This is a genomic window from uncultured Cellulomonas sp., from assembly GCF_947494015.1.
Classification (GTDB): domain Bacteria; phylum Actinomycetota; class Actinomycetes; order Actinomycetales; family Cellulomonadaceae; genus Pengzhenrongella.
The window spans coordinates 1-24967 of record NZ_CANLTL010000015.1 but is presented as its reverse complement, the minus strand read 5'-3'; the positions used below and the strand labels follow the sequence as shown (position 1 = coordinate 24967).

The following is a 24967-nucleotide window of genomic DNA, read 5'->3' as shown; positions in this document are numbered from 1 at the left end:
GGCCGTGAGCGGGTGGAGCGGTGTCCTGGACCTGCCGTTCCGGATCGGCGACCGCGGCACCGCGCGCGCGAGCCGCGACCCCGCCACGCTCGCGCGCGCGCAGCTGCGCCAGCTGCTGTTCACCGCACCGGGCGAGCGGGTCGACCGGCCGACGTTCGGCTGCGGCCTGCACCTGCTGGTCTTCTCCGCCGCCGACCGCACCCGGGCCGCCACCACCGAGTACCTCGTGCGGACGGCGATCACCCGCTACCTGGACCGGCTGCTGGTCCTGGACGCGGTGCGGCTGACGGTGGACGACACCACGCTGGTCGTGGACGTGCTGTACACCCTGCGCGAGACCGGCGCGGAGCACGCCGACACGTTCACGCACTCCCTGCCCGGACCCCCCGCGGCGGTCGGGCGATGACGACCGTGCTGCTGGACGCCGCCGACCTCCCCGCCGCCCTGGCCGCGGCGCAGGCCGGCCTGGCCGCAGCCGCAGCCGGCAGCGCGCACGTCTGGCGGCTGCCGCCCACCGCTCCCGGCGTCGTGCTGGAGACCGGGCCGCTCGAGCTGGGCCTCGCCGGCCGGTCCCTCACCCTGGCCGCCGATCCCGCGCCGGCGGCGCCGGTGCTGCGGGTGGTGGCCGGCGGCGCGGCCGCGGGCCTGGTGCTGGTCGGGACCGACGTGACCCTGCGCGGCGTGGAGGTGCGGGTCGAGGGCGACGACGTCGTGGGCGTGGCGCTGCGCGCCTCGGGGCGCGCGACCCTGTCCGCGTCCCGGGTCGTGGTGACCGGGCGGACCGTCACCGCGGTCGAGGTGACGGCGGCCGCGGCGGCGGAGGTCGTCGACGTCCAGACGCCGGGCGTGCGGGCCACAGCCGGGGACGCCACCGGCGTGGCGGTGACCGCGCCGGTCGGGCGGCTGCACCGGGTGACGGTCACCGGCCTCACCGCGAGCGGCGCGGCCGTCGGGGTCCGGGCCGAGGCGCCGTCGCCGGGTGGGGCGGCGTCGGGCGGCGCGGGCGGCGCGGGCGGCGCCGTCACCGTGACCCGGCTGCGGGTCGACGCCGTGGTGGGCGCCGTCGCGACCGGCGTCGACGTCCGCGCCGGGTCGATCTCGACCCCCGACCCGGAGGCCGCGGGGACCGCGACCGACGCCGCCACCGTGCTCGACGTCGACGTCCGCGACGTCCGGGCGCGGGCCGCGGACGGCGTCGCCGTCGGTCTGGCGGCCGCGGTCGCCGGTCCTCTGGACGTGCGCGGCGTGTCGGCGACCCGGGTGAGCGGCGCCACGGCCGCCGGCCTGGACCTGCTCGTCGGGGGCCCGCTCGTGCTCAGCGGCGCCACGGTCCGGTCGGTGACCGGCGCGGCGGGCGGCGCCACCGGCGCCCGGGTCCGCGCGGCGGCCGCGCCGGGGGCGCTCGAGGTCGACGACGTGCACGTCGAGGCGGTCGTCGCGCCGGACCACGCGGACCTGGTCCGCGGCCTGGAGGTCACCGCGCCGGTCAGCGAGCTGGCCCCGTGGGTCGACGCGGACACCGACCCCGGGCCGGTCCGGCTCACCGGGTGCGTGCTGCACCGGGTCAGCGGGACCGCCCTGGCCATGGACGCCGACCTGCGCGACGTCGAGGTCCGGGGGGTCGAGACCTTCGCCGCCGCCCGCGCGGCGACCGTGCGGGGCGAGCGGGTCACGGTCTCGGAGTCGACGTGGCACCGGCTGCAGCACGGGATCACCGTCGGCCCGTGCTCGCTGACCGTGGTGAACACGCTGCTCACCCGGGTCGTGGACGGACCCGTGCTGACCCTGGACGCCGAGACCGAGGTGGTCGCGGTCACCGCCGCCTTCGGCGCCCCGGCGGACCCGGCGCCGCTGGTGACCGGCCTGCCGGGCGGCGACCTGCCCTACCTCGACGCCGGCCCGGCCGGCGTCCCCGCGTCGCTCGCGCTGGGCCGCCCGGTGCCGGAGGTGGCCGTCGACCTGAGGCTCACCCCGGGCAGCGGGCTGCACGACCTGGCCGTGCGCACCCCGGGTGACCCGCCCGACCGGCCCCGGCACGTCGGGGCGCGCCCGCCGGGGGCCGAGGCCACCTGCGACCTGCGCGACCCGCTCGCCGTCCCCGAGCCCGGGCCCGCGCCGGTCCCGCCGCCCGGGCCGGTGATCGACCGGTCGGCCAAGGACGGCCGGGGGCTGCTCGGCGTCATGCGCGCCCGCGCCGCCGCCGTCCTGCCCGGCTGGGTGCCCGACGACGCCGCGGACCTCACCACGACCCTGCTCGAGCTGGTGGCGCACCGGCTGGACCGGATCTCCTACCGCCAGGACGCCGCCCTCACCGAGGCCTACCTGCCCACCGCGCGCCTGCGCCGCTCGGTCGAGGAGCACGCCCGGCTGGTCGACCACCGGCCGGACCCCGGGCTGTCCGCGACCACGATGCTCGAGGTCCGGATCGACGACCCCGCCGCGCTCGGGCTGACCACGCCGGCCGGGCCCGGCGTGCTGCCGTTCGTCGTGGCGGCCGGGACGGTCGTGGTGAACCCCGACGCGGGCGAGGACCCGGTGGTGGTGTCCACCGAGGAGGACCTGGTGTGGCACCCGTCGCTGGCGTCCCTGACGCTCGCCGACGACGTCCCGGCCGGCGCCGTGCACGCCGTCGTCCGGGGTGACCTGCTCGAGCTGCACCGGGACCGGTGGCTCGTGCTGGCACCGGACGACCCCCGCGCCCTGCCGCACGTGGTGCGCGCCACCGTGGTCGAGCTCGGGACGGACCAGACGCTCGTGCGGTGGGACCCGCGCCGGCCGTCGCCGCGTCGCTACGCCGCCGACGCCACCCGGCTGCTGGCCGACGTCGTGCCGGCGCACCACGGCCTGCACGTCTCCCCCGGCTGGGCGCCCGCCGTGGCCGACCCGGACCTCGCCGCGCAGGTCGAGGCCCTCGCCCCCGAGCTGGACCTCGTGCTCGACGGCACCCGGCCCACGGCCGAGGTGCCGCTGCCGCTCGCCGCGGCGAGCCGGGTCGCCGCCGGCTGGCCGTTCCCCGGCGACCCCCCGCGCCTCGGCGTGCCGGACGTCACCGTCGACGTCGACGGCGAGCCGTGGCGGCTGGTCGACGACGTCGCCACCGAGCCCGGGGAGGTGTTCGCGCTGGCGGCGGACGCCGAGGGCGGCACCACCGTCGTCCTCGGTCAGCCCGGGGCGCTGCCGGCCCGGCCGGTCCAGGTGCGGATCGGTGCACGACTGGGTCGCGGCACGGCCGGCAACGTCGGCGCCCACACGCTGACCTCCCTCGTCGCGCTCGGCGCCGGGTCCGGGCCGCTGCCCGAGGACCTCGACCTCGAGCGGCTGCGGGCGGCGCTGGTCGTGGACAACCCGGTCGCGGGCGTCGGCGGCCGGGACCCCGAGCCGCTCGACCGCATCCGGCGACGCGCCCCGTGGGTGGCCCGCACCCCGGTGACGGCCGTCACCGCCGACGACCACGCCCGGCTGCTCGAGGAGCTGCCCGAGGTCGCGGCCGCCCGGGCCCGGGTCGTCGAGCTCGGTGAGCGGCGGCTGGTCCGCACGACGCTGCTGCTGCGGGACGAGGACACGCTGGTGACCCCCGGCACGCCCCGCGACGGGTCCGGCGGCCCGGCGGGCCAGCTCGTCGACCTCGACCTCGTCCGCGACGCCGAGCGGATCCGGCGGTGGGCCGTGGCCCGGCAGCGGCTCGAGGAGGTGCGCCTGCTCGGGGTGGACGTGCAACTCGTGCCGCCGGTCTTCGTCCCGCTGGACCTCGACGTCGTCGTCGACGTCGAGCCGTGGGCGCCGGCCGAGCGGGTGCACCGGGAGGTGCGCGCCGCGCTGGAGTCCGACGGCGGGCTGTTCGACCCCGACACCGTGGGCCTGGGCGGGGACGTGCACGTCGACGCGGTGCTGCGCCGCGCCCTGGGCGTCGACGGGGTCACGGCCGCCCAGGTGCGGCGGCTGCGGCGGGCGGTCGCCGGCGCGGGCGAGCACGCCGTCGACGGCACGCTGCCGGTCGGCGACGAGGAGGTCGCCGTCCTGCGCCGCCCCTACGGCGACGGGCCGGACGGGCTCCTCACCGTCGAGGTCTGCGGGGGGCTGCGATGAGCCGGACGCCGCAGCAGCACCGCGCGCGCCACCACACCGAGGTGCTCGCGGGCATGGAGGCCGACGCACGCGACCGGTTCGCCGACGCCGCCCGCCGGTGGGTGCCCCGTCCGACGGCGGCCGGCGAGGACCCCGGCCAGGGCCTGCTCGACTGCGTCGCGGCCGCGGTCGACGTGCTGTGGTCCTACGAGCACGCGTGGGCCGACGAGTGCTTCCTGCCGACCGCGCAGCTGCCGCAGTCCCAGGCCCGGCTGCTGGACCTGGTCGGTCACCGCCCGCGGCCGCCGCTGTCCGCGACCGGGTTGCAGCAGCTTCGGCTGGCGGCCGGCACCGCGGCCACCATCCCGGCCGGGTTCGCGGTCGGCGCACCGGCGTCGGCGGGCGCCGGGCCGGCCGTGTTCGAGACCGCCGTCGCGCTGCGCGCCGACGCCCGCCTGAACGAGCTGCAACCGTTCGCCACGCTGGTCGCGCCGGCCCGCGAGCTGCCGCCGGCGGTCGCGGCCGTCGCACCACCGCCGCTGCACCTGCCGGGCGCCTCCCTGGCCGAGCAGCTGGCCTCCCGGGTCGACGCCGCGCAGCGCGGCGCCGCCGCCGCACGGGACGCCGCCCGGGCGCGGTCCGACGCGCTCGCCCTGGCGGACCTGGCCACGACCCTGCGCGGGGCCGGCGACCCGTCGTGCCCGGAGGCGTTCGCTGCGCTGTGCGACACCCTGTGCGAGCGCGCGCACGCCCTGGTGGACGCCGAGGCGGCCGCCGCCGCCCGGCCCCTGGAGCCGCTCACCGAGGCGCAGCGCCTGGTGATGGGCTCCCTCGCCCGGGTCGACGCCGCACTGCCGACGGCCCTGGCCAGCCTGGACACCGCGCTCGGCCGGCACAACGGGGAGGACGACGCCGCCTACGCCGGCCGGCTGGACGCGATGGCGCAGTTCCTGGACGCCCTGGTCGAAGGCATCCTCGCCCAGGCCCGCGACGACATCGTCCGGCTGCGGGGCCCCCGCGCGCTGACCGTGCTCGACCGCACGCTGGCCCGTGGCGCCCGCCCGGGCGAGCTCGGCGTCGCCACACCTGGGACGGACCGCTTCTACCTCCTGCCGGCCCCCGCGGCACCGCCCCCGGCCGGGCCGGTGTCGCACGCGGGGCTGCTGCGACCGGGCGACTGGCTCGTGCTCGCCGACGTCGTGGAGGTGCCCACCGGCGACGGCGGGACGACCCGCCGGTCCGAGCCGCGCGAGGCCGTCCGGGTCGTGCGCGCGGACGACCTGGTGGCACCCCTGCTCGGCGAGCGTGCGACGCAGGTGGTGGTCAGCCCGCCGCTGCGCCGGTGGTACGACCTGGCCCGCACGGTGGTGCTCGGCAACGTCGTCCCGGTGTCGCACGGCCGGACGGTGCGCCGGACGGTGACGGGGCCCGGGCCATGGCCGGTCGAGGGCGAGCCGCTGGCGTTCCTGCCCGACCCGGCCGCGCCGGAGGGCCGACGCCCGGCGGTGGAGCTCGCCGTCGGCGGGCAGGCGTGGGAGCTGACCGGCGAGGTCGTCGACACCGCGACCGGGACCCGGGCGTTCACGGTCGACGTCCTGGCCGACGGCGGCACGGTGGTGCGCACGGGGGACGCGGCGTCGGGTGCGGCGGTCCCGCCCGGACTGGCGGCCCTGCTCACCACCCGCGTGGGCACGGGCGCGGCCGGCAACCGCCCCGCGGGCGCCGTCGACGGGGTCCTGGCGCCGGTGCCGCAGGTGGTCGCGACTCGCAACGTCCTGCCGACGTCGGGCGGCGCCGACGCGGAGGACCCGGCGGTCGCCCGGCGCCGGGCCACGGCGAGCGTGCAGACCCTCGACCGTGCCGTCACCGCACGCGACGTCGGGGCCCTGCTCGAGGGGCACGGCCTGGTCTCCCGCGTACACGTCGGGCACGACGACGTCGACCGCCCGCGCCACCTGCGCATCGTGGTCAGCGGGCCGGGCGGACGGACGCTGACCCCGGACGAGCACGGGGTGGTCACCGGCTTCCTCGCCGCGCGGGTGCCGCCCGGGCTGGTGGTCCGCACCGTCGACCGGCGGCTGGTGCGGCTGCGGGCGGTGGTCACCGTGGCCGTCGACCCGGCCGCCGACCCCTTGCTGGTGACCGCGCAGGTGCGGGCCCGACTCGGCGCGGAGGCACCGGACGTCGCCGACGCACCGGCCGGTGCGCCACCGCCCACGTCGCCGGTGCCCGGCCTGCTCGACCCCGGGGCCGTCGACCTCGGCCAGAGCGTCAACGTCTCGGACCTGCACCGGGCGCTGGCCGGCACCCCGGGGGTGCGGTGGGTCGTGGTCGACGCCCTGCACCGGGCCGACGAGCCCGTCCGGCGCGCCGAGCGCGTCGTCGTCCCCAGCGACGCCGAGCCGCGGTGGGCGCCGGACGAGGACGGCGCCGAGGGCCTGACGGTGCGGTGGGAGGAGGCGCGCGACCGATGACCGAGCTCACCGACCTCTCCGCGCAGGCACGCCAGCTGGCCGACCTGCTGCCCGACATGCTGCTCGCGATCGACGCGGAGAGCCCCGACCGGCCGCTGCTGCGGCTCCTGGAGGTCCTCGCCGCCCCGCTCGCCGAGCTGTCCGCCGCCGTGGACCAGCTCGGCCGGGACCCGTTCGTGTCCCGCAGCTCGGCGCAGGCCCTGCCGCTCATCGCCGAGCTCGTCGGCGCCCAGCTGCTGGGCGAGGACGCGCCGACCAACCGGCGGGTGGTGGCCGGGACCGTGGCGTGGCGGCGGCGCAAGGGCACCCTGGCGACCCTCGAGGACGTCCTGACCCGCACCACCGGGTGGCCGGCCGAGGTCGACGAGGGGTTCCGGTCCCTGCTCGTCACCCAGGACGTGACCGAGCCGCTGCCGTCCCGCGGCTGGACGGCCCTGCTGTGGGACCCGGTGGCGCTCGCCGACCCGCTGACCCGGCGCGCGCGGCAGCACGTCCGGCACCCCAGCGCCGCGCTCGACGCCCCCCGGACCGGGGACGACGTCACCGAGACGCTGCGCCGCCTCGGCGCGCCGGACGCACTGCTGCTCGCCGCGTCGCCGCGCACCGTCGACCTGGACGGCTGGGCGCGTCCCGACGGGGTCGCGATCCGGACCAGCCGCGTCGTCGTGCGCGAGCGGGACGACGTCGTGCTGCCCGTGCCGGTCGTGCTCGCCACCACCGGTGGTCCCCCGCTGCTCGGCCTGCGCCTGGACCCCGCGGACCGGGACGGGCCGGTCGCCGCCCGCGTGGTCGCCGGCGACGTCCCGGCACTCACCGGGTACACCGAGGTCCACGAGACCCCGCCCCCCGCCCCCGTGCCACGCCGGCCCGAGCTGCTCACGGCGACCGACCTCGCCGCCGATCCGGACGCGGTCGCCGGCGGCGACGCGGTGCGGCTCGCCGTGGACGGTGTCCCCCTGCTCGGTGCCGCCGGGCACCCGGGCGGCCGGGGACCGCTGCCGCACGCGGCCCCCGGACCCGACGCGGTGCTCCGGTTCGCCGACGCGGGGCGGCCCGGACCCGGCGAGACGTGGACGCTGGCCGCCGCCGCCGTCCGGAGCGGCGCGACCCTGGCGGCCACGCTCGCCGGGCCCGCGCCGTCCGGGGAGGTCGACGCCACCGACCCGGTGACGCTGCGGGCGACGACCGACCGCGACTCCGCGACCCTGGAGGTCACCCCGGCCGGCGCGGCGCTCCTGCGCGGCGCCGACGTCGCCCTCCGGCTCGACCGGACGGCCGGCGGCGAGGTCGTGTGGCGGCGGCTCGCCGACGGGCGCTGGCAGGGGTCCGCCCTGGTGCCGCACGAGGGCGAGCCCGTCAGCGGCGCCGTGGTGGTCCCGGTGGGCGGGCTGGACGCCGTGGTCCGCCTGGTCCGGCTCGCGCGGCCGGCCGCGGCGGGCGGGGACGCGCTCGCCGTCGCCCGGTTCGTCCCACCCGACGTCGACTGGACCACGGTGCCGCTCGACCTGGACCCGCTCGACGCCGACGACCGCCCCGGGACCGCCTGGCTCGATTCGGGACCCGCCGCGCTGCTGGTGCCGGCCGCCGGCGGCGTCGTCCTGGTGGCGCCCGCGAGCGACGGTGCCGCGGTGCGGGCCTGGCGCCTGGCCGACCTCGACGCGGCGGCGGTCACGGTCACCCAGCTGGACGTCGGCAGTCCCGCGTTCCCCCCTGCCCGCGAGGCCGCGGCCGGGTGCCTCGCCGGTGACGTCCTGTCCGTGCACGGCGGCCAGCAGGGCACCGTCGCCCTGGACGACCTGTGGCAGCTGGCGCTCGCCGGGCCGCTCGGCGGGCGCTGGGTCCAGCGCCGCGTCCGGGACCGGGTGGTGCGCAGCGGTGGCCAGCTGCTGGCCACCGCCGACGGTCTGGTCCGGGTCGGCGGCGCCGACGAGCGGGCCCGGCTCTGCCCGCTGGTCCACCGCATGCGGGACGACGCCCCCCGGCCCCGCTGGGAGCCGCTGCCCCCGCTGCCGGTGCCCGACGACGCCCCGGGGACGCTGTGGGCGTGGGACGACGCCGGCGTGCTGCGCGCGGTGGTGTGGGGCGACCGGGTGCGGCCCCGCGCCGTCGAGCTGGCCGCCGGGGCGGGCGCGTGGCACGCCGGCGATCCCGAACCCGAGGGTCCGAACCCGCCCGCCGAGGGTGAGACGGTGGTCCGGGACGGCGAGCTGCTCGTCGTCGGCGCGCCGCCGCTCCCGCCGAGCGAGGTCGTCGTGACCGTCGGCGGCGCCGGGCACCTGGTGTTCCTGCCCGCGCTCGACCCGCGGCCGGGCACCGGCCACGTCGCGCTCATCGACGGCGACGGCAGCACCCGGACGTGGTTCGCGCCCGGGACGCCGGCGCGGTTCCGCCTGCGCCTGGGCCGGAACCGCGAGGCCGTGGCGTCGCGCGGACGGGACGCGCCCGCGGTGCCGCGCGTCGGCGTGCCGGGGCGGATCGGGTGGTCCGCCCTCACCGTCCGGCAGGCGTCGCTGGGACCGTGGGACCGGCCGGTGGCCCTGGACCTCGACGACGCCGTCGCGCTCGACCCGCGGCTGGGCCGGGTCGCGCTGCCCGCCGCGCTGGCCGGCGTCCGGCCCGCGGGCACCGCGCCGCGGTTCACCGCCTCGACCCACGTGGCGCGCGGTGCCGCGCTGGGCGCCGGGTTCGTCCCGCCGGGCGCGGTCCTGCCGGGCCGGTGGGTCGAGCCCCCCGATCCCGCCGACCCGTCGCGGTTCGCCCTGCCCGACCCGCCCGGGACCGCCCGCAGCCGGCCACCGGACGTGGTGCTCGGGCCGCCCGGCCGCCTGGACCCGGCCGGCCGGCCGGTGGTGACCCGGCTCGACACCGCCCTGGGCCTGGCGGCGACCGCCACCGGTCCCGCGGTGATCGCCGTGCTGGGCAGTCCCCGGCTGGCCCCCGCCACGGGCGTCGTCCGGGAGGGCGCGGTGACGTCGGTGCACGCCGCCGACCCCGGCGGCGTGCCGTTCCTGGCCGCGGACGACGACGGCGTGAGCCTGACCCTGCTGGAGCGCGCCGAGGGCGGTGGACGCGCCGCCGTCGGACCGCACGTGGTGCTCACCGGACTGGCCGCCGAGGGCACCGTCGAGCTGGCCGTGACCAGCGGCGCGGCGGACCTGCGCTGGTCCGACCTGGGGCAGCCGGGCGGCGTCGGCCTGCGGGTCGCCGGCGCCGGCCACCACACCGCGCTGCTGCGCGCCACCCCGGCCGAACCGGCCCTGGTGCTGCGGCTGCACGGCTGCGTGGTCGGGCGCCTCGACGTGCCGCCGTGGGTGCTCGTGATCGCCGCCGGGTGCACGTTCGACGCGGGCGACCGGGTCACCCCGGCGATCTCCGCCGCCGGCGCGACCCTGCGGCTGCGGGAGTGCACGGTGCACGGCGCGGTGCTGGCCGGCGTGCTCGAGGCGAGCCTGAGCGTGTTCGCCGGGCCGCTCACGTGCGACCGCCCGGACCTGGGGTGGCTGCGCCGGTGCGTCGCGCCGCGGGACGCCGACCGCCGCCCCCGGTCCTGGCGCGGGCTGGAGGCCGAGGTGTCGTTCGCCGACGTCCGGCCGACCTGGCCGGGCTACCTCGTCCTGGACGACAACAACACCGCGGCGGTCCGCACCGCCGGGGAGGGCGGCCACCCGCCGGGCGCCCACGCGGACCGCGGACGCTCCCTGACGGAGCTCACCCGGCGGACCGACGACTTCCTGCCGCTGGGACTGACGGCGCACCACAGCGACCGCGCCGCGGACGACGTGCACCGGATGGGACGGAGCCTGTCATGAAGGGCTACACCTCGCGCGAACGCTTCGACGAGGCGCGGCGGTTCGTCGCCGTGCAGGAGGAGATGGGCCGGGCCCGCCTCGACGCCGACGGCAACGAGCACGCGCGCCTGCGGCTGACCGACTCCCGGCGCCGGTCCGCCGACCTGGCCGAGGGCTCCCCCGACGACGGCTTCCGGGTCACCGACACGTTCGTGCTGGACGCGATCACGTCGACCGCCGGCTGGCGCGGGTCGGGCCTCGCGCCGGGCGACGAGCGGGTGATCCCGCCGGAGCTGCGGCTCGAGCGGCGCGACCCCGAGACCCTCCCGCACGTGGTGCGGGTCCGCGGGCACGTCACCGTCCGGCGCGTGCTGCCCGACCCGGTCGACCTGCTCGCCGTTCCCCCGCCCGGCCCCGGCCCCGCCGGGCTCGCCTCGTCCGGGCGGCCGCCGGCGGCGCCGTGGTCGGCGGCCGAGCTGCGCGTCCGGCTGCGGATCGCGCGGGTCGCCGCGGACGACGAGGTGGCGCTGACCCGGCTCGAGGTGCGCGACGCGGACGGCACCTGGCACCCGGTCCTCGACGTCCCCGCGGAGCACCGTGACGGCGTTCTCAGGGTGCCCGCCTCGTCCCTGGCGCCGCTGGAGCGCGGCGCCGGCCCGGACCGCACCCTGGTCCTCACCGGGTGGGGCGTGACCGGCCTGCCCCCGCGCGCCGAGACCGACCTGGACGCCCTCGAGGCCACGGACGCCGCGCTCGGCGGCGACGTCGTCCTCCGCGGCGGCGGCGGCACCCCGGCCACGGCCGGGCGCCTGTACGTCGACGGCCGCCGCGCCTTCATCGAGTCGGACTGGCGGTACTCCACCCAGCCCTTCCTGCCGTCGCCGCCCCCGCTCGCCGAGCCGGACGTCGGGGCCAGCGTGACCCACGTCCTGGAGGCCGACATCTGGGACCGCGAGGTCCACTCGTGGCAGGACCCGTTCCTGCGCGAGCCCGCCCTCGACGGCGACCCGACCACGTTCCGGCGGCAGCAGGTGGTCCAGGTCCGGGCGCGCGAGGTCGACCCGGCCGCCCCGCCCACCCCGGCGACGCCGGTGAGCGAGGGCCGGCTCAGCAGCGACGTGCCGGACGGCGTCCTGCCGGACCGCACGCCCCCGGAGGAGCCCGACCGGTGCCGCGAGCGCTGCCTGTCCACCGCGAGCGCCACCACCGGGACCGGCTACACCGGCAGCACCAACGCCCACCTGCGGTTCGAGGTGCTCGGGATCGCCGGGACCGACGCGCGCGCGGTCCTGTGGTCGCGGGACAACGCAGCGCTCGCGGCCCCGCTCACGGCGGACGTGCCGGCGAACGGGCTGACGCTCAGCGTCGGCTCCTTCCACGCGGCCCGGTTCCGCGCCGGCGACGTCGTGACCCTCGAGGAGGAGGCCGCGCGGCTCGACCCCGGCGACCCGCGTCACCACCCGGTGCTGCGCCGGCTGCGCTCGGTCGACACCGCCACCGGGCGGCTCGAGCTCGAGCCGGAGGGCCACGTGCTCAGCACCGACCCGGCGCCGCTGGACGCCGGTGGCGGGCCCGGGCGGGTCCTGCGGACCGCCGACGTGGCCGCCGTCCGGCGCTGGGACGGCGCGGACTGGCTGGTCACCGGGGTCCGCTACCGCCTGGTCGACAACATCACGTTCGCGTTCTCCGGCACCGGCCACCGGCCCGGTGAGCACTGGCAGCTCACCGCCCGCGTGGTCGCCCCCGACGGCGACGCGCAGGGCGTGCTCGAGCGCCGGACCGACGCCCCGCCGGACGGCCCCTGGCACAGCCGGGTGCCGGTCGGCCTGGTGCGGGCGACCCGCGAGTCCGCGGCCGAGCCCGTCCGGCGCACCTTCACCGACCTGCGGGTCCGGTTCCTGCCACTCACCGAGGTGCGCGACCGGCTGGTCGAGCTCGGGGCTCGGCACCTGGCACCCGGGGCGTTCACGGTCGTCGTCGGCGACGGGACGCGGACCTTCGGGCACATCGACCAGGACCTGGCGGAAGGGGTCACCGGGGACGAGGCGGTGCACGCGGCGCTCGCCGAGCTCGCCGGCCGACCGGGCACGATCTACCTGCGTGCCGGCACCTACGTGCTCGAGCACCCCGTGGTGCTCCAGGGCGTGTCCGGCGTCCGGATCCTCGGCGACGGGGCCGCGACCCGGCTCGAGGTCCGCGGCGCGGGCGGCGCGTTCGTGCTGGACCGCTGCGGCACCACCGCCCCGGTCGTCCTGGAGCTGCTGGACCTGGTGGAGGTCCCCGGTGCCGAGGTTCCCATCGGGGGCGAGCCGGTCGACGGCGGCGGCCTCGTCGGGGACCTGGTGCCGCTGGACGACGGCGGCGGTGCCCTCACCCCCGCGGACGTCGTCGCCCCCGCCGGTGGTCTCGCCGCCCTGCTCGACACGCTGCGGGACCGGGTGCGCTCCCTGCGGCCCGGGGAGGGCCGCGCCTTCGCCTCCCTGGTCGCGACCGTCCTGGAGCTGCGCCGCCTGCAGCGCACCCATCCCGGCCGCCCGCTCGAGGACGTGGCCCCCGACCAGCTCCGGACCCTGCGCCGGCTGCCGCACGGGGTGGTCAGCGTCGGCGACAGTCGCGACGTGCGCCTGCGCGACCTGCGGATCACCTCCACCGACCGGGCCGGCGGCGGCTCGGGCGTGCTGCTCACCGGCACCCTGACCGAGGTCGAGGTGGCCGGATGCGCGGTGCGTGCCCCGTCCGGCGTGGTCGCCACCGCCCTGGCCCCGGCGCTCGCCCCGGGTGCGCTGGTGCTGCGGCCGCGGGCCGGTCTGTTCCTGCACGGCCTGCGGGTGACCGGCAACGACCTGCGGGCCCGCGACGCGGGAGCCGGGACCGGCGTCCTGGTCACCGAGGGCAGCCTGGACGGCGTCGTCCTGCGGGACAACGACGTCGCCGGGTTCGCCACCGGCGTGCGCGTGCTGGACGAGGCGGTGGCCCGGCACGGGGAGCGCCTGGACCGCACCACCGTGGCGGACAACCGCGTCGTGGACGTCACCGCAGTCGGGATCGACGTGGTGGCGGACGTCGTGGACGTCGAGCGGAACCAGGTGCGGCTCGCCCCGGCGGCGGCGCCCGTCCGGGTCGGGATCCGGGTCGCCGGGTCCCGTGCCCGGGTCGACGGCTGCGTGGTGGACCTGCCCCCGACCGCGCCCGACCAGTCCCCGCTGGGGCTGGAGGCGGGCGTCGTCGTCGGCACCGGCGCGGACGTCGACGACGTGCTGGACCGGCCGGTCAGCGACGTCACGGTCGCCGGCACCCGGGTCACCGGCGCCGGTGCGGCGACCGCCGCCCACGGCATCGTGATCGGCGGCTCGGCGCCCGTCCTGGACGTGACGGTCACCGGGTGCGAGGTGCGCCACGTCGGCGGCAGCGGCGTGCGCGGTCTGGGGCACGCGGGCGCGGTGGGCCGGCTCCGGGTGCTCGGCTGCACCGTCGAGGACGTCGCGACGGCCGCCCTGGACTGGTCCCCGGCGCTCCAGCGCGCCGCCCAGGAGCACGTCCCCGCGGCGACCGGGCGCACCCCGCGGACGCTGCTGGAGTCCGTGCTCGCGGCCCAGGGGCGGGGGGTCCCGCCGGCGCTGGACGGGCTGCTCCGGTGGCTGGAGGCGGCCACCCTGCGCGCCGGGATCGGGCTGAGCCTGGTCGACGACGTGCTGGTCGCGGACAACCGCGTCCGGGGCGTCGGACGCCCGGACCTGCCGGCCGACGTCCCCGGCGCCGACGTGCACGTGGCCGGGATCGCGGCGCTGGGCGGCGAGGACCACCGCATCCGGGACAACGACGTGCGCGACGTGCACGGCGCGGTGCGCCGCCTGGTCCCGGTCCCGCTGCCGGTCCCGGTCCGCCCCGGCCTGCTGGACGTCCTGGACGCCCTGCCGTCGTCCGCCGCCCGCCCCGCCGGTGACCTCTACGAGGCCCTCGTCGGGCTGCGCTCCCTGGCGCACACCTACGCCGTCTCCCGCGGCCGGGCGCGCGAGCAGGTGGGGCGGCGGGTCTACACCGCCATGGAGGCGGTCAGCACCGAGCTGGCCGAGCGCGGCGGGCAGAGCGCACGCCTCGGCCACCAGCTCGACGGGGCCGTGGAGGAGATGCGCGAGGCGCAGGGGGACGCCGACCACACGGCCGCGGCGAACCTCGTCCGGGTCGCGGTCTCCCGCGCCGCCGAGCTCACCGCCCCCGACGACGACACCGCCGCGGTGTGGGGGCTCGCCGCCCAGCTCGACGGGGCGATGACCCGCGACCGGGCGGCGCTGGTGGCCGCCGCGGGCGACGTGTCCGGGGCGGCCGCCCGGCTGCTCGACGGGCTGGCCCTGGACGTCGACCTGGCCGGCGACGCGCGTGCGGTCATCGCCGCCGACGCCGGCAGCGCCGCCGAGGAGCGAGCGGCCCTGACCCTCGCCGGTGACCTGGGGACCGTGGCGAGCGCCCGCCGGCTGACCCGCTCCACGGGCGCGACCGTGCTGACCCCCACCCAGCAGAAGCTGATGTCCAGCGTCCTCGGGGCGGTCCGGGCGGAGGTCGAGCGGCCGGCGTCCGGTGCCGTCACCCCGGACGTCGTCGCGGGCCTGGCCGACGGCGTCGACTCCCTGGTCCGCGTCCTCGACCAGGCCAACGCCCCGCTCGCGACCACGGTCCGCCAGCGCTACGAGCGGCTGCGCCGCACCCGCACCGCGCCGGACGCGTCCGACGTCGACGCGCTGCGCGAGTCCCTCGGCCGCGTGCAGGCGTTCGTCGCGGACCCCGCGCAGGGGGCGAGCGTCGGGGCGGCGGAGGTGGCGGCCGACCAGGAGCAGGCGCACGGGCAGCTGGTCATGCTCACCGCCGGCTGGGTCGACCGCACCCTGGCCGGCCTGGCCGACCGCGACGAGGCCGCCGAGACGCGCAGCCTGCGCCTGCTCACCGGCAACCTCACCCAGCTGTCCCGGCTCGTCGGCGACCACCCGGACCTGGTCGGGCACGTGCAGCGCGTGCGCGACGCGGTCCGCGCCGCCGCCGATCAGCCCCGGGACCGTGAGCGCCACAAGGCCGACGCCGCGCAGGGCCTGGCGACGCTGCGCGCCGAGCAGGCCCGCGCCGTGAACGCCGCGACACCGGTGGCGACCGAGGTCGGCGCCAGCCAGGTCACCGACCGCCTCGCCGCGCTGACCCAGCTCGCCGTCGGGCTCCGGACGACGGCACCCGGGGACGACCGGGACGCCGCCGTCGGTGCCCTGGGCACGCACCTGCGCTCGGTCCTGGCCACCGAGATCGACCTGCCCGAGGGCGACCGCCGACGGCTCCTGGAGGCGGCGACGTCGGGCGTCACCGAGCTCACCGGCCGGTCGGGGACCACGCGCGCGGTCGGCCTGCACCGGGTCGGGTCGGTCCTCGCCGAGGTCGCGGCGCACGCGGCGGACCAGGCCGGCTCGGTGGCCGCCGACGCCGTCGCGACCCTCGCCGGCGCGCTCCCGCTCGCGCTGCAGCCCGACCGGACCGAACAGGAGCGCCTGGACGCGGCGGTGTCCCGGATCCGCGCGGCGCAGGCCTCGCTGAGCCCGTCGTCCGCGCGCGCGCTGGCCGGATCGACCGACCTGCGCACGCTGCTGGACCGCGTCGAGCTCGACCTGTCCGTGCTCACCCGCGTGCCGCGGCCGTGGCCGCGGCCGCAGCCCCCGGACCGGGTGGTCGCGCCGCTCCCGGCGGACGGCGTGGTCGCGGCCGGGGTGGACGGGTCGGTCACGGTGGGCGCCAACGCCGTGGCCGCCGGGCGGCGCGGGATCGTGGTGGGCGGCGCCGCCCTGCACCCGCTCGCCCCGCTCGCGCCGCTGGACCCGGACGGCGCCGGGGCGCCCGACGTCGTCGTCGTCGACAACACGGTGCGCGGCGCGGTCGTCGCCGGGATCTCGGTGGACGCCGGCACGGTCGCCGCGCGGGTGCGGGTCGACGGCAACGACCTGCAGGGGTGCGCCGGCGCGGCGACCGAGCCCACCGACGCCCCGCCCCCCGGGCGCGCCGTCCTGGAGGTGCGCGGCCGGGGACGCCTCGCGCTGCGCGGCAACCGCCTCGACGGGAACGGCTCGGGCGCCCACCCCGGGGTGCTGCACGCGATCGCCGTCCGGTTCGACGGGGACGTCACCGCGGACGGCAACCGGGTCCGGCACTCCGGCGGCCAGCTCGGCGGGGCGGGCCTGGTCACGGTGCAGGCGGCCGTCCCGGACGGCGGCGGGCCGTCCGACGGGAGGTCGTGGGACTTCACCGACCTGACCACCCGCCCGTTCCTCGAGGTCGACCCGCCGCCCCGACGGCCGCGCCCGACGCTGCCGCCGGTGCTGTGGCCGCTGCGCCCGGAGATCACCGCGCTGATCGGGCCGGTCCGCACGCAGGACGTCGTCGCGTCCGGGGCGCCGCAGGGCCTGGCCGGGGCGCCCGGGGCCAGCCTGGAGCCGGGCGTCGCCGCCGCGACGTTCGCGGCGGTCCGCCCGCCGGCGCTGTCGGTGCTCACCGCACCGGCTCCCACGCTCGCCCACCCGCTGGTCGCCGACGCGCTCGCGGCACGCTGGCTCGAGCCCCCGCCGGCCGCCGTGGTCGGCCACCACCCGGACCTGCGACCCGTCCTGGACTTCCTGGTCCGGCCCCGGCCCTGGCTGGTGCCGCTGCCGCCCCGGCCGGTGCGGGTCACGCTCCAGCTGTGCGACAACGACGTCGTCGCGCGGGGGCCGGCGGTGCTCGCGCTCGGCTCCGCACGGGTGCTGCTCGGCACGACCGTCACGGGCAACACGCTGGTCTCGACCGGCACGACCGGGGCCGCCTACCTGCGGGACGTGGACAGCTGCGTCGTGGGGTCCAACCGGCTCGAGTGCGCCGCCGCGGTGACGGTGCTGCTGGTCCGGGCGCTGGACTCGCTGGTCGCCGTGACCGGCAACGTCCTGGCCGGGCGCGAGCCGCCGACCACGACCACCGTGCCGCCACGGCCCATGCCGCTGCCGGTGCCCATGCCCACCCGGCCACCGGTGCGTCTCGACCTCGACCTCGGCCAGGAGCTCGGCGGGAGCGTCTCGATCGCCCTGGACCCGGCGCGGGTGCTGGCGGCCCTGCGGGACCGGACGGACACCGTGGCCACCGGTGCAGCGCAGGCGGCCGCGGCCGACTTCGACGTGTTCGCCCGCCGCAACCAGATCGTCACCGACCCGGCGGCCGCGTTCGTGCTGGAGACCGCCAGCCGGCACCAGCTGCTCGACGTCGACCTGTCCAAGGCCGTGGTCCGCACGCAGCTGGACAAGCTCGGCGGGATCGCGGTGACGCTGCCCGGCCTGACCCGCGGCGGCCGCCTCGCCGGCGGCGCGCTCGGCCGACCGCTCCGGGCGGCCGCGCGTGCCGCCACGGCGGAGGGTGCGGCGGCGGGCACGGCGGCGGATGCGGCGGCGGGTGCGGCGGCGGGTGCGGCGGCGGCCGAGCGCGCCGCGACGGCCGGGCGGGCCACCACGGCGGAGGGGCGGGCCACCACGGCGGAGGGTGCGCAGGCCCAGGGCGCGGACGGGGCGGGTGAGGAGCCCGCACCGGACCTGACGGTCAGCCTCACCCGGCTGACCGAGGACTTCGGCCGGATCCTGGACGAGGGCGGCCTGTCACCCACCGCCAAGCTGTTCGGCATCGCGAAGTCCAGCGGCCTGCCGGAGACGGCCGCCCGGGCGATGGTCTCCGAGCACCTCGTGCGCAACAACGGGGACGCGGACGCGGCGCTGCGCTCCGGGCTCGGTGTGCTCACCGGGGTCTCCGCGCCACCGGCGGCGCCTGCCCCCGGTCGGGCCTCGGCGGTCCCGCTGCTGGAGTCCGTGCTCGGCTCGGTGCTCGAGCAGGCGGCCGTCGAGGTGTCGCCGGGCCGGCTCGGCGTCCCGCACCCGTTCCCCACGTCCCCGACCTTCCCCGGCAGGCCGACCCTGCCGACGGGACCGGTCGGCCCCACGCTGCCCGGCACGTTCCCGCCGGTCCGGCCGCCGGTCCCGCCGCGCCCGCCGACGCAGCACACGCTCGTCGTCATCGGCGGCGCCCAGGTGGCCGTCACCGGCAACGCGACCACGGCCGGCGCCGACGTCCGCCCCGCCGAGCCGGCCGGCTGACCGACCACCCGCGACCCGGCCCGGCCGGCGACCGCAGACCCCCCAGGAGAGAGACCGCCATGGCACTTCCCGAGCACCTGAGCACCGCCCACCTGCGCGCCGGTGTCCTGCCGTCCGTCGACGTCGAGGACGCCGCCGCCCACCGCACCGAGCTCGCCGCCGCCCTGGACACCGCCCTGCTGCGGCTGGACCTGCGCGGCGACCTGCTCGACGGCTGGCGCCTGCGGCTGCCGGTGCTGCCGCTGCCGCCACGGCGGCAGACCCTGCAGGAGGTCGTCCAGACCGCCCGCGTGCGGCTGCGCGAGGACCGCGTGGCCGCCGACCGCACCGAGCTGGTCAACCGGCGGTTCGTCGTGGAGCACCTACGGGAGGGGTTGCGATGAGCCTGCGCGACCAGCTCGAGGCGATGGGGCCCGAGCGCGTCGTCCTGGTCCTGACGACGCTCGGCCAGGTCCACGTCGGGCGGCTCACCGACATCGAGGGCGACGCGCTCGTGGTGGAGCGCCCGGACCGGGGCAGCCAGACCGTGCTCAGCCTGGACGACGTGTCCGGCGTCCGGCTGTACGACGAGGAGGCCGAGTCGTGACCCTGGAGGACCTGCTCTCGGACCTGCTGGAGCGGATGGACCAGCGCCTGTACGGCAAGTACCGGGGCTACGTGCACCGCGTGGACGACCCGGAGAACCGCGGGCGGGTGCAGGCCCTCGTCCCCCGCCTGCTCGGTCCGGACGAGCCGACCGGCTGGGCGATGCCGTCCGCGCCGTACGCCGGACCCGACCAGGGGCTGTTCATGGTGCCCGACGTCGGCGCGGGCGTGTGGGTGGAGTTCGAGGAGGGCGACCTGTCCCGGCCGATCTGGAGCGGCATGTGGTGGGGGTCGCCGCAGCCGGAGGACGTCGGCACGCCCGACTCGATCGCGCCGGGCACGGCGCGCTCGGCCCACCAGCCGCCGCTGCCGGACGGCAGCACCCCCGAGCGGGTGCCGGAGGTCCCCCGCCACGGCCGTCCGTCCACGACGGCGAGCCCGAAGGTGCGGATCCTGAAGTCGGCCTCGGGCCACCGCATCGTGCTGGACGACGAGCGCCGCGTCCTGGAGATCCACGACGCCCAGGGCAACCGCATCGTCCTCGGCCCGGACGGCATCGACGTCGTCGCGAACACCGAGCGCACCGTGAACAAGGGCGACCGGGGCGTGACGGTCGACGGCGCCCTGCACGAGCGCGTCGGCCAGGGGGTCGACCGCACCGTCGGCGGAGGCCTGACCGAGACGGTGGCCGGGGACGTCTCCCGCACGGCGGGCGCGTCGCTCACCGAGGCCGTCGGCAGGGTCTTCAGCCGCACCGTCGGCGCCGCGGGCGAGGCGGTCACGGTGAGCGGCCCGGTCACCCGCAGCGTGCACGGAGGTGTCACCGAGCAGGTGGACGGCGCGTACGGCGTGACCGCCGGCTCGGGGATCGGGCTGAGCACCGGCGGCGGCGTCAACGTCGTCTCCGGCGGGCCGACCACGATCGCCGCGGCCAGCCCCGGCCTGGGCATCAACGCGGTGGCGATCGACGCCGGCATCGGCAACGTCTCGGTCAACACCCGGCTGGGGATGCTGCAGCTCGGCGGCCTGAGCGCCGTCTCCCCGCTGGTGCTCGGCGACGGGCTCGCCCTGCACCTGACGATGCTCAGCCAGATCGCGAAGGCGATCAACCCGCTCACGGTCGCGGCCTACGGCCCCGCGCTCGACGCGTGGGCGGCCCTGACCCCGGTGATGGACCTGTCCTACTTCGGGTTCGTCAAGCGGTTCCCGGTCGGGTGAGGGCGATGGTGCGGCGGGAGGTGCCGAACGACGACCCGGGCGGGGCCACCGGCCGGGGCGCCGGCGGGGACCGGCCCGGACCGGCCCCCGCGGCCGCCGGGACCGTCAGCTCCGGGTGGCGGGCGGCGGACCCCGACGACCTCGTCGGCCGGCTCGAGGCGGCCCGTGACCTGCTGCGCCGCGCCGCCGCCCTGGAGGCCGCCGCACAGGCGAGGACCGTCGCGGCCATGACCGAGCAGGAACGTCGTCGGGCGGAGGAGGTGCGTGGTGGTCGCGTACGGCGGCGACGCTACCGCTGACCTGCGGGCCCTCCTGCAGGAGCACTGCCCGGACATCGTCGACGAGGTGATGGCCGCCTACGCGGTCGCCCAGGCGGCCGCGCACGCGGGCAGGACCGGCGACGGCGGGGCAGGCGGCGGGGCCGGGACCGGACCGCGGTGGTCCCGGCTGACGCTCGGCCAGGTCCCGGGCGTGCAGCAGGTGGTCGACGCCACCGCGACGCCCCTGGAGGCGGTGGCCTCGGCGCTGAAGGTCGTCGCCGGGCTGCTCGACGTCCTGAGCGCGTTCCTGCTGGAGATCCCCGACCCGATCCGCGCGCTCGTCCTGGCCGCCTACGAGATCCTCAAGGAGGTCGTCGACGACCTGCTCTCCTCCGGTGCCTACCTGTACTCCGACCTGCCCGGCGTCACCTCGTGGGCGGCGACCACGGCCGACCTGGGCACCGCCGCCCGGGAGCCGTCGTCGTGGAAGGCCGGGGACCACCAGGCCCCGCCGCCCAGGGTCGGGGCCTTCGAGGGCTGGGCGAGCACGTTCCGCCGGTCCTTCGACGACCCCGGCGACGGCGACCGGCCGATCTTCTCCGAGGGGGCGACCGTCGAGGCCGTCTTCGTGATGGCCACCGCCCCCGGCATGGCAGACCTCGTGCCGCTGCTGCACGGCCTGGGCGCGCTGGTCGACGACCGCGCCCTGCTCCAGGCCATCGAGGCCCTCGGGGACGTCGAGATGCCGGGCTTCGAGGACTGGCTGCACCCGGACCCGGACGACTGGCGGGTCCGCGGCACGCCCACCGGGCCGAGCTGGCGGTCGTGGAAGCTGCGGGACATCGCTCCGCCCGACTACCCCCTGCGCGAGCTGGAGCGGGTCCCGGAGCTGCTGCTCGCGATCCTCAGCAACATCGACAGCATCGTGGGTCTGCTCAAGGACCTGATCCGGGCGATCCGCTCCAAGATCGAGGTCCTGCTGGAGATCGCCGAGACGATCCAGCGGGTCGTCGAGATGATCCGCTCGCTGACCGCCTCGGGCCTGCACGTCCTGGTCGTGGTCACCCACGACGGCGTCGACGGCCTGGTCCAGGCCTTCCTCGACGCCGCCGACCGGCCCGGCCGCGACGCCGAGGGCCACGACGTGCCGGGGCTCGTCGTCGGCGGCGCGTGCCTGCTCGCGGGGACCTCCACCGCCCTGTGGGCCGCCGGTCCGGCGCTGGTGTGGAAGCTGCTCGGCGTCGACGGCCCGATGGACGACGCACGGGCGGCCCTCGCCGACGACCTCCAGCGCCACCGGTCGGCCCTCGAGGCGGCCGGCGCCCCGGCCGTCGACGCCTGGGACCGGATGAAGGAGGGCGTCGTCGAGCACACCGGGGTCTACGCCGCGCAGTCGCAGGAGCAGTGGGAGCGGCTCGAGGCAGCGGTCACCGGGATGGGTCCCGCCCTGGGTCGGGCGCCCGAGGAGCTGCTCGCCGGGCTGGCCGGTTTCCGCGGGGACGTCATGGGCCAGGTCGAGCAGGCGTACGGCGGCGGCGCACCGCTCGACCCGCTGGTCATCGCCGAGATCGAGGCCACCCGGGCGGCGCGCGGTCGCGGACGCCGTTCGCTCGCCGCGCGGCAGCAGGACGACGCATGAAGCACGCGCGTCGGCTCCGCCAGCAGCTCGACGACTGGCAGCAGGTGTGGCGGCAGGTCGAGGCGATGCTCGACCGGCTGGAGACGGCGCGCGACGAGGACGACGTCCCCCGGCGCAAGACCGAGGCGCTGCTCGCGGCCGCGGCGGTCGTGGAGCGTCGACGGCTCGCCGCCGGGGTCACCGCCGTCGCGCTCGGTGACCCGGTCGTCGGCCGGCTGCCCACCCGGGGCTGGGACCCCGCCACGGGCGTCGAGGTGCCGGTCCTGGACGCGTGGGCGGCGACCGTCCGGCCGGGACGTCTGCCGGGGACCGACGAGCTCGAGCTGGCCGTGGCGGACCTGGAGACCGTGAGCCTGCCGCCGCCGTTCGAGGAGGTCTCGGGGCCGCTGGTGCTCGAGCAGGTCCGGCTGCCGGCGTCCCGGGAGACGCTCGAGGTCGCCACCGACGGCGCGCCCGAGATGCTGCGCGTGCCGTCCTACCCGGGCGGGCGCACGCCGATCGCACCCGCCGGGTCGGTGGTCCTGGCCGGCGTCGCGACCCTGTTCCCCGCCGCGGACCGGCACGCCGCCACCACGCACGTCGACACCGGCGAGGGGCCCCCGCCGCGGTTCGTCGGACGCTGGTCGGCGCTCGCGACCACGCGGCGCGCGACGCTGCCGGCCCTCGACGAGCCGCCGCCGTACACCACCGACGCGCCGACGACCGGCGCACCGCCGCTCACCTCGGCGCTCCTGGCCGAGGCGCGGTCCCTGGTCGCGGACGTCCTGGACGGGGTCGCGTCACGCCTGCCGCCCGGCCGGCACGACGACGTCGCGGCGACGCTCGCCGCGGCGGCGGGCTCGCCCGGGTCGGCGGCCACGGACGCCGCCGACCTGCGGGCCGCGGCGCAGGTGCTGGACGAGGAGGGGCTGGACGAGGAGGAGCTGGACGCCGACGACGGGGGGCTGGTCGGCGCGCTGGAGCGCGCGGCGGACGCGATCCAGGGGTCACCCGCCGCCCTGGCCGCCGTCGCGACCGCCGCCTCCGCGCTGGCCGCCGGGCTCGCGGGCGCGCCGCTGGGGCTGCCCGTCCCGGCTCCGGTCACGGCGGCCCGCCGGGCCGCGGCGGTGTCCCTCGACGGCGCCCTGGACGCCCTGCCCGGGGCCGGGTCGCTCACCGGCGCGCTCGCCGTGCCGGTGGAGTCCGGCGCCCTCGCCCGGGAGATCGACGCCGTCGTCGCCGGCCGGGTGGCGTACCCGGACGGGAGCCTGCGCATCCTGCGCACCCTGGAGGTCGCGTTCGCGCGCTGGTGGCCGTCGCTGGTGCGGTGGATGGCGCTGCGCTGCCTGCCCGGCGGGACGCTCGACCGGGCGGTGACCCGGTTCCTCCAGCCGTTCGTCGACGGGCTCGCCGCGCTCGTGGCGGGCACCGACGGCGGCTTCGCCGTCGACGGCCTCGCCGTGGCCGGCCCGGTCAGCCTCGGCGGCACCCTGGTCCCCACGGACTCCCCCGCCTCGCTCGTCCCGACGCTCGGCCGGGTCGTCGAGGCCGGGCAGGTGGCCGTCCTCACCGGCGCGCGTCCCGCCGCGGTCGTGGTGCTGGGCGTCGGGCGCGACGGGGACCGGCTCGCGCTGCTCTGCGCGCCGCTGCGGCTCTCGCTGGCCGGGCCCGACGTCGCCCCCGGCGTCCCGGGTCTGGTCGCCGACGGCGCCGCGGTGGCCGGTCCGTCGGTGCGGCTGGCGGCCGCCGAGCTGCGCCGGGGTCGCGCGGACGACCCGGCACGCGACGGTCTGGTCGAGCAGGCCGTCGCGCTGCACTCGGAGCTGGCGCTGCTGCTGGGTCGCGACCGGGTCGCGACGTCGCTCGGCGGCGCCGGTGTGCCCGACCCGTCCGGTCCGGCCCTGCAGACCGTCACCTGGCACGGGACGGCGCCGGCGAGCACCGCGGCGTTCGTCCTGCACGGCGTCCCGGAGGCGTGGTGGGACCGCAGCGGCGAGCGGCCTGAGCCACGGCTGGTCCGCCCGGGCGAGCTCGTCCTGCTGCGCGGCGCCGTCCCGCCCGGCCCCGACGGCGACCCCGGTGACCCCGGTGGCGGCACGGTGCAGACGGTGGTCGAGGTGGATCGCGCGGTCTGGCTGCCCGGATCGATGCTCGGGCGCGTCGATCTCTCCCGGGCGGCGGTGCTCGCCGTCGACCCGGCGGCCCTGGGGGACCTCGACGGGCCGGCGCTGCTGTGCGGGCCGCGGGACGACCTCGTCCTGGTCACGGTCCGGCGCACCTGGCAGGCCACCGCGCTCGCCGGGCCGCTCACCCTCCGGCGGGACTTCGCCGGGTTCGACCTGCCGAGCCTCGCGGTCGGCTCACCCCTGGGGGACGCGCTGGTCCTGGCGGTGACCGGAGCAGCGCCGCGGGGGCCGTCCGGGGTGGACCGCGAGCTCGAGCTGGCCGCCGCGACCGGCCTGCTGGACGACTGGACGAGGTACACCCGATGACCGCCCGCGACGACGTCTACGGCGTGCTCGTCCTGCTCGGCGAGCTCGAGCGGCTGCTCCGGCCGGCCGGCCGCCGCGACGACCCGGGCGGGTACGGCGTCGAGGCCGGCGTCCCGCCGCCGCTGCCGCCGACGGGCCCCGGGCCCGGTGACGGCACCCGGTCGGTGGCCGTGACCTACGACGAGTGGTCGAGCAGGGGTGCGGGGGCTGGCCCCGTGCGTCCCGCGGCGGGCGGGGGCGCGCTGCCACCGGCCCGCGCCGCCGCGACCCCGGCCCCGGACGCCGCGCCGGCCCCGCGACCCCACCCGCCGGCGATGGCCGGTCCCGCACCA

At 78.9% G+C, this 24967-nt stretch carries 11 protein-coding genes and 1 pseudogene; all 12 read left to right on the top strand.

The window, feature by feature from the left end; all coding sequences use genetic code 11:
* The first annotated feature begins 4 nt into the window (after nt 1-4).
* Complete coding sequence (locus tag Q0840_RS15470; protein WP_298460933.1) at nt 5-406, top strand: GPW/gp25 family protein; 402 nt, start codon at nt 5-7, stop codon at nt 404-406.
* The gene (locus Q0840_RS15465) at nt 403-4086 is read left to right on the top strand and encodes a hypothetical protein (RefSeq protein ID WP_298460931.1); all 3684 of its coding nucleotides are present in this window, start codon (nt 403-405) and stop codon (nt 4084-4086) included. Before Q0840_RS15470 ends, Q0840_RS15465 begins: the two co-directional genes overlap by 4 nt.
* Nucleotides 4083-6539 (top strand): baseplate J/gp47 family protein, encoded by a 2457-nt coding sequence (locus tag Q0840_RS15460; protein WP_298460929.1) that lies wholly within the window; start codon nt 4083-4085, stop codon nt 6537-6539. The genes Q0840_RS15465 and Q0840_RS15460 overlap by 4 nt, the downstream gene beginning before the upstream one ends.
* Complete coding sequence (locus Q0840_RS15455; RefSeq protein WP_298460927.1) at nt 6536-10348, top strand: phage tail protein; 3813 nt, start codon at nt 6536-6538, stop codon at nt 10346-10348. Before Q0840_RS15460 ends, Q0840_RS15455 begins: the two co-directional genes overlap by 4 nt.
* The gene (locus tag Q0840_RS15450; RefSeq protein WP_298460925.1) at nt 10345-18462 is read left to right on the top strand and encodes a hypothetical protein; all 8118 of its coding nucleotides are present in this window, start codon (nt 10345-10347) and stop codon (nt 18460-18462) included. The genes Q0840_RS15455 and Q0840_RS15450 overlap by 4 nt, the downstream gene beginning before the upstream one ends.
* Nucleotides 18463-18521: 59 nt before the next feature.
* Nucleotides 18522-18845 carry a hypothetical protein gene (locus Q0840_RS15445; protein WP_298460923.1) on the top strand — a complete coding sequence of 108 codons (324 nt, stop codon included), beginning with the start codon at nt 18522-18524 and terminating at the stop codon, nt 18843-18845.
* Nucleotides 18842-19048 (top strand): hypothetical protein, encoded by a 207-nt coding sequence (locus Q0840_RS15440; RefSeq protein WP_298460921.1) that lies wholly within the window; start codon nt 18842-18844, stop codon nt 19046-19048. Before Q0840_RS15445 ends, Q0840_RS15440 begins: the two co-directional genes overlap by 4 nt.
* Complete coding sequence (locus Q0840_RS15435; protein ID WP_298460920.1) at nt 19045-20265, top strand: phage baseplate assembly protein V; 1221 nt, start codon at nt 19045-19047, stop codon at nt 20263-20265. The genes Q0840_RS15440 and Q0840_RS15435 overlap by 4 nt, the downstream gene beginning before the upstream one ends.
* Nucleotides 20266-20270: 5 nt before the next feature.
* On the top strand, nt 20271-20564 hold the full coding sequence (locus Q0840_RS15430; protein WP_298460919.1) for a hypothetical protein: 294 nt from the start codon (nt 20271-20273) through the stop codon (nt 20562-20564).
* Nucleotides 20533-22164 (top strand): hypothetical protein, encoded by a 1632-nt coding sequence (locus Q0840_RS15425; RefSeq protein ID WP_298460918.1) that lies wholly within the window; start codon nt 20533-20535, stop codon nt 22162-22164. Before Q0840_RS15430 ends, Q0840_RS15425 begins: the two co-directional genes overlap by 32 nt.
* The gene (locus tag Q0840_RS15420; RefSeq protein WP_298460917.1) at nt 22161-24635 is read left to right on the top strand and encodes a hypothetical protein; all 2475 of its coding nucleotides are present in this window, start codon (nt 22161-22163) and stop codon (nt 24633-24635) included. Before Q0840_RS15425 ends, Q0840_RS15420 begins: the two co-directional genes overlap by 4 nt.
* Nucleotides 24632-24967: pseudogene (locus tag Q0840_RS15415) on the top strand (hypothetical protein); the annotation flags it as partial. The gene Q0840_RS15420 and the pseudogene Q0840_RS15415, both read left to right, overlap by 4 nt.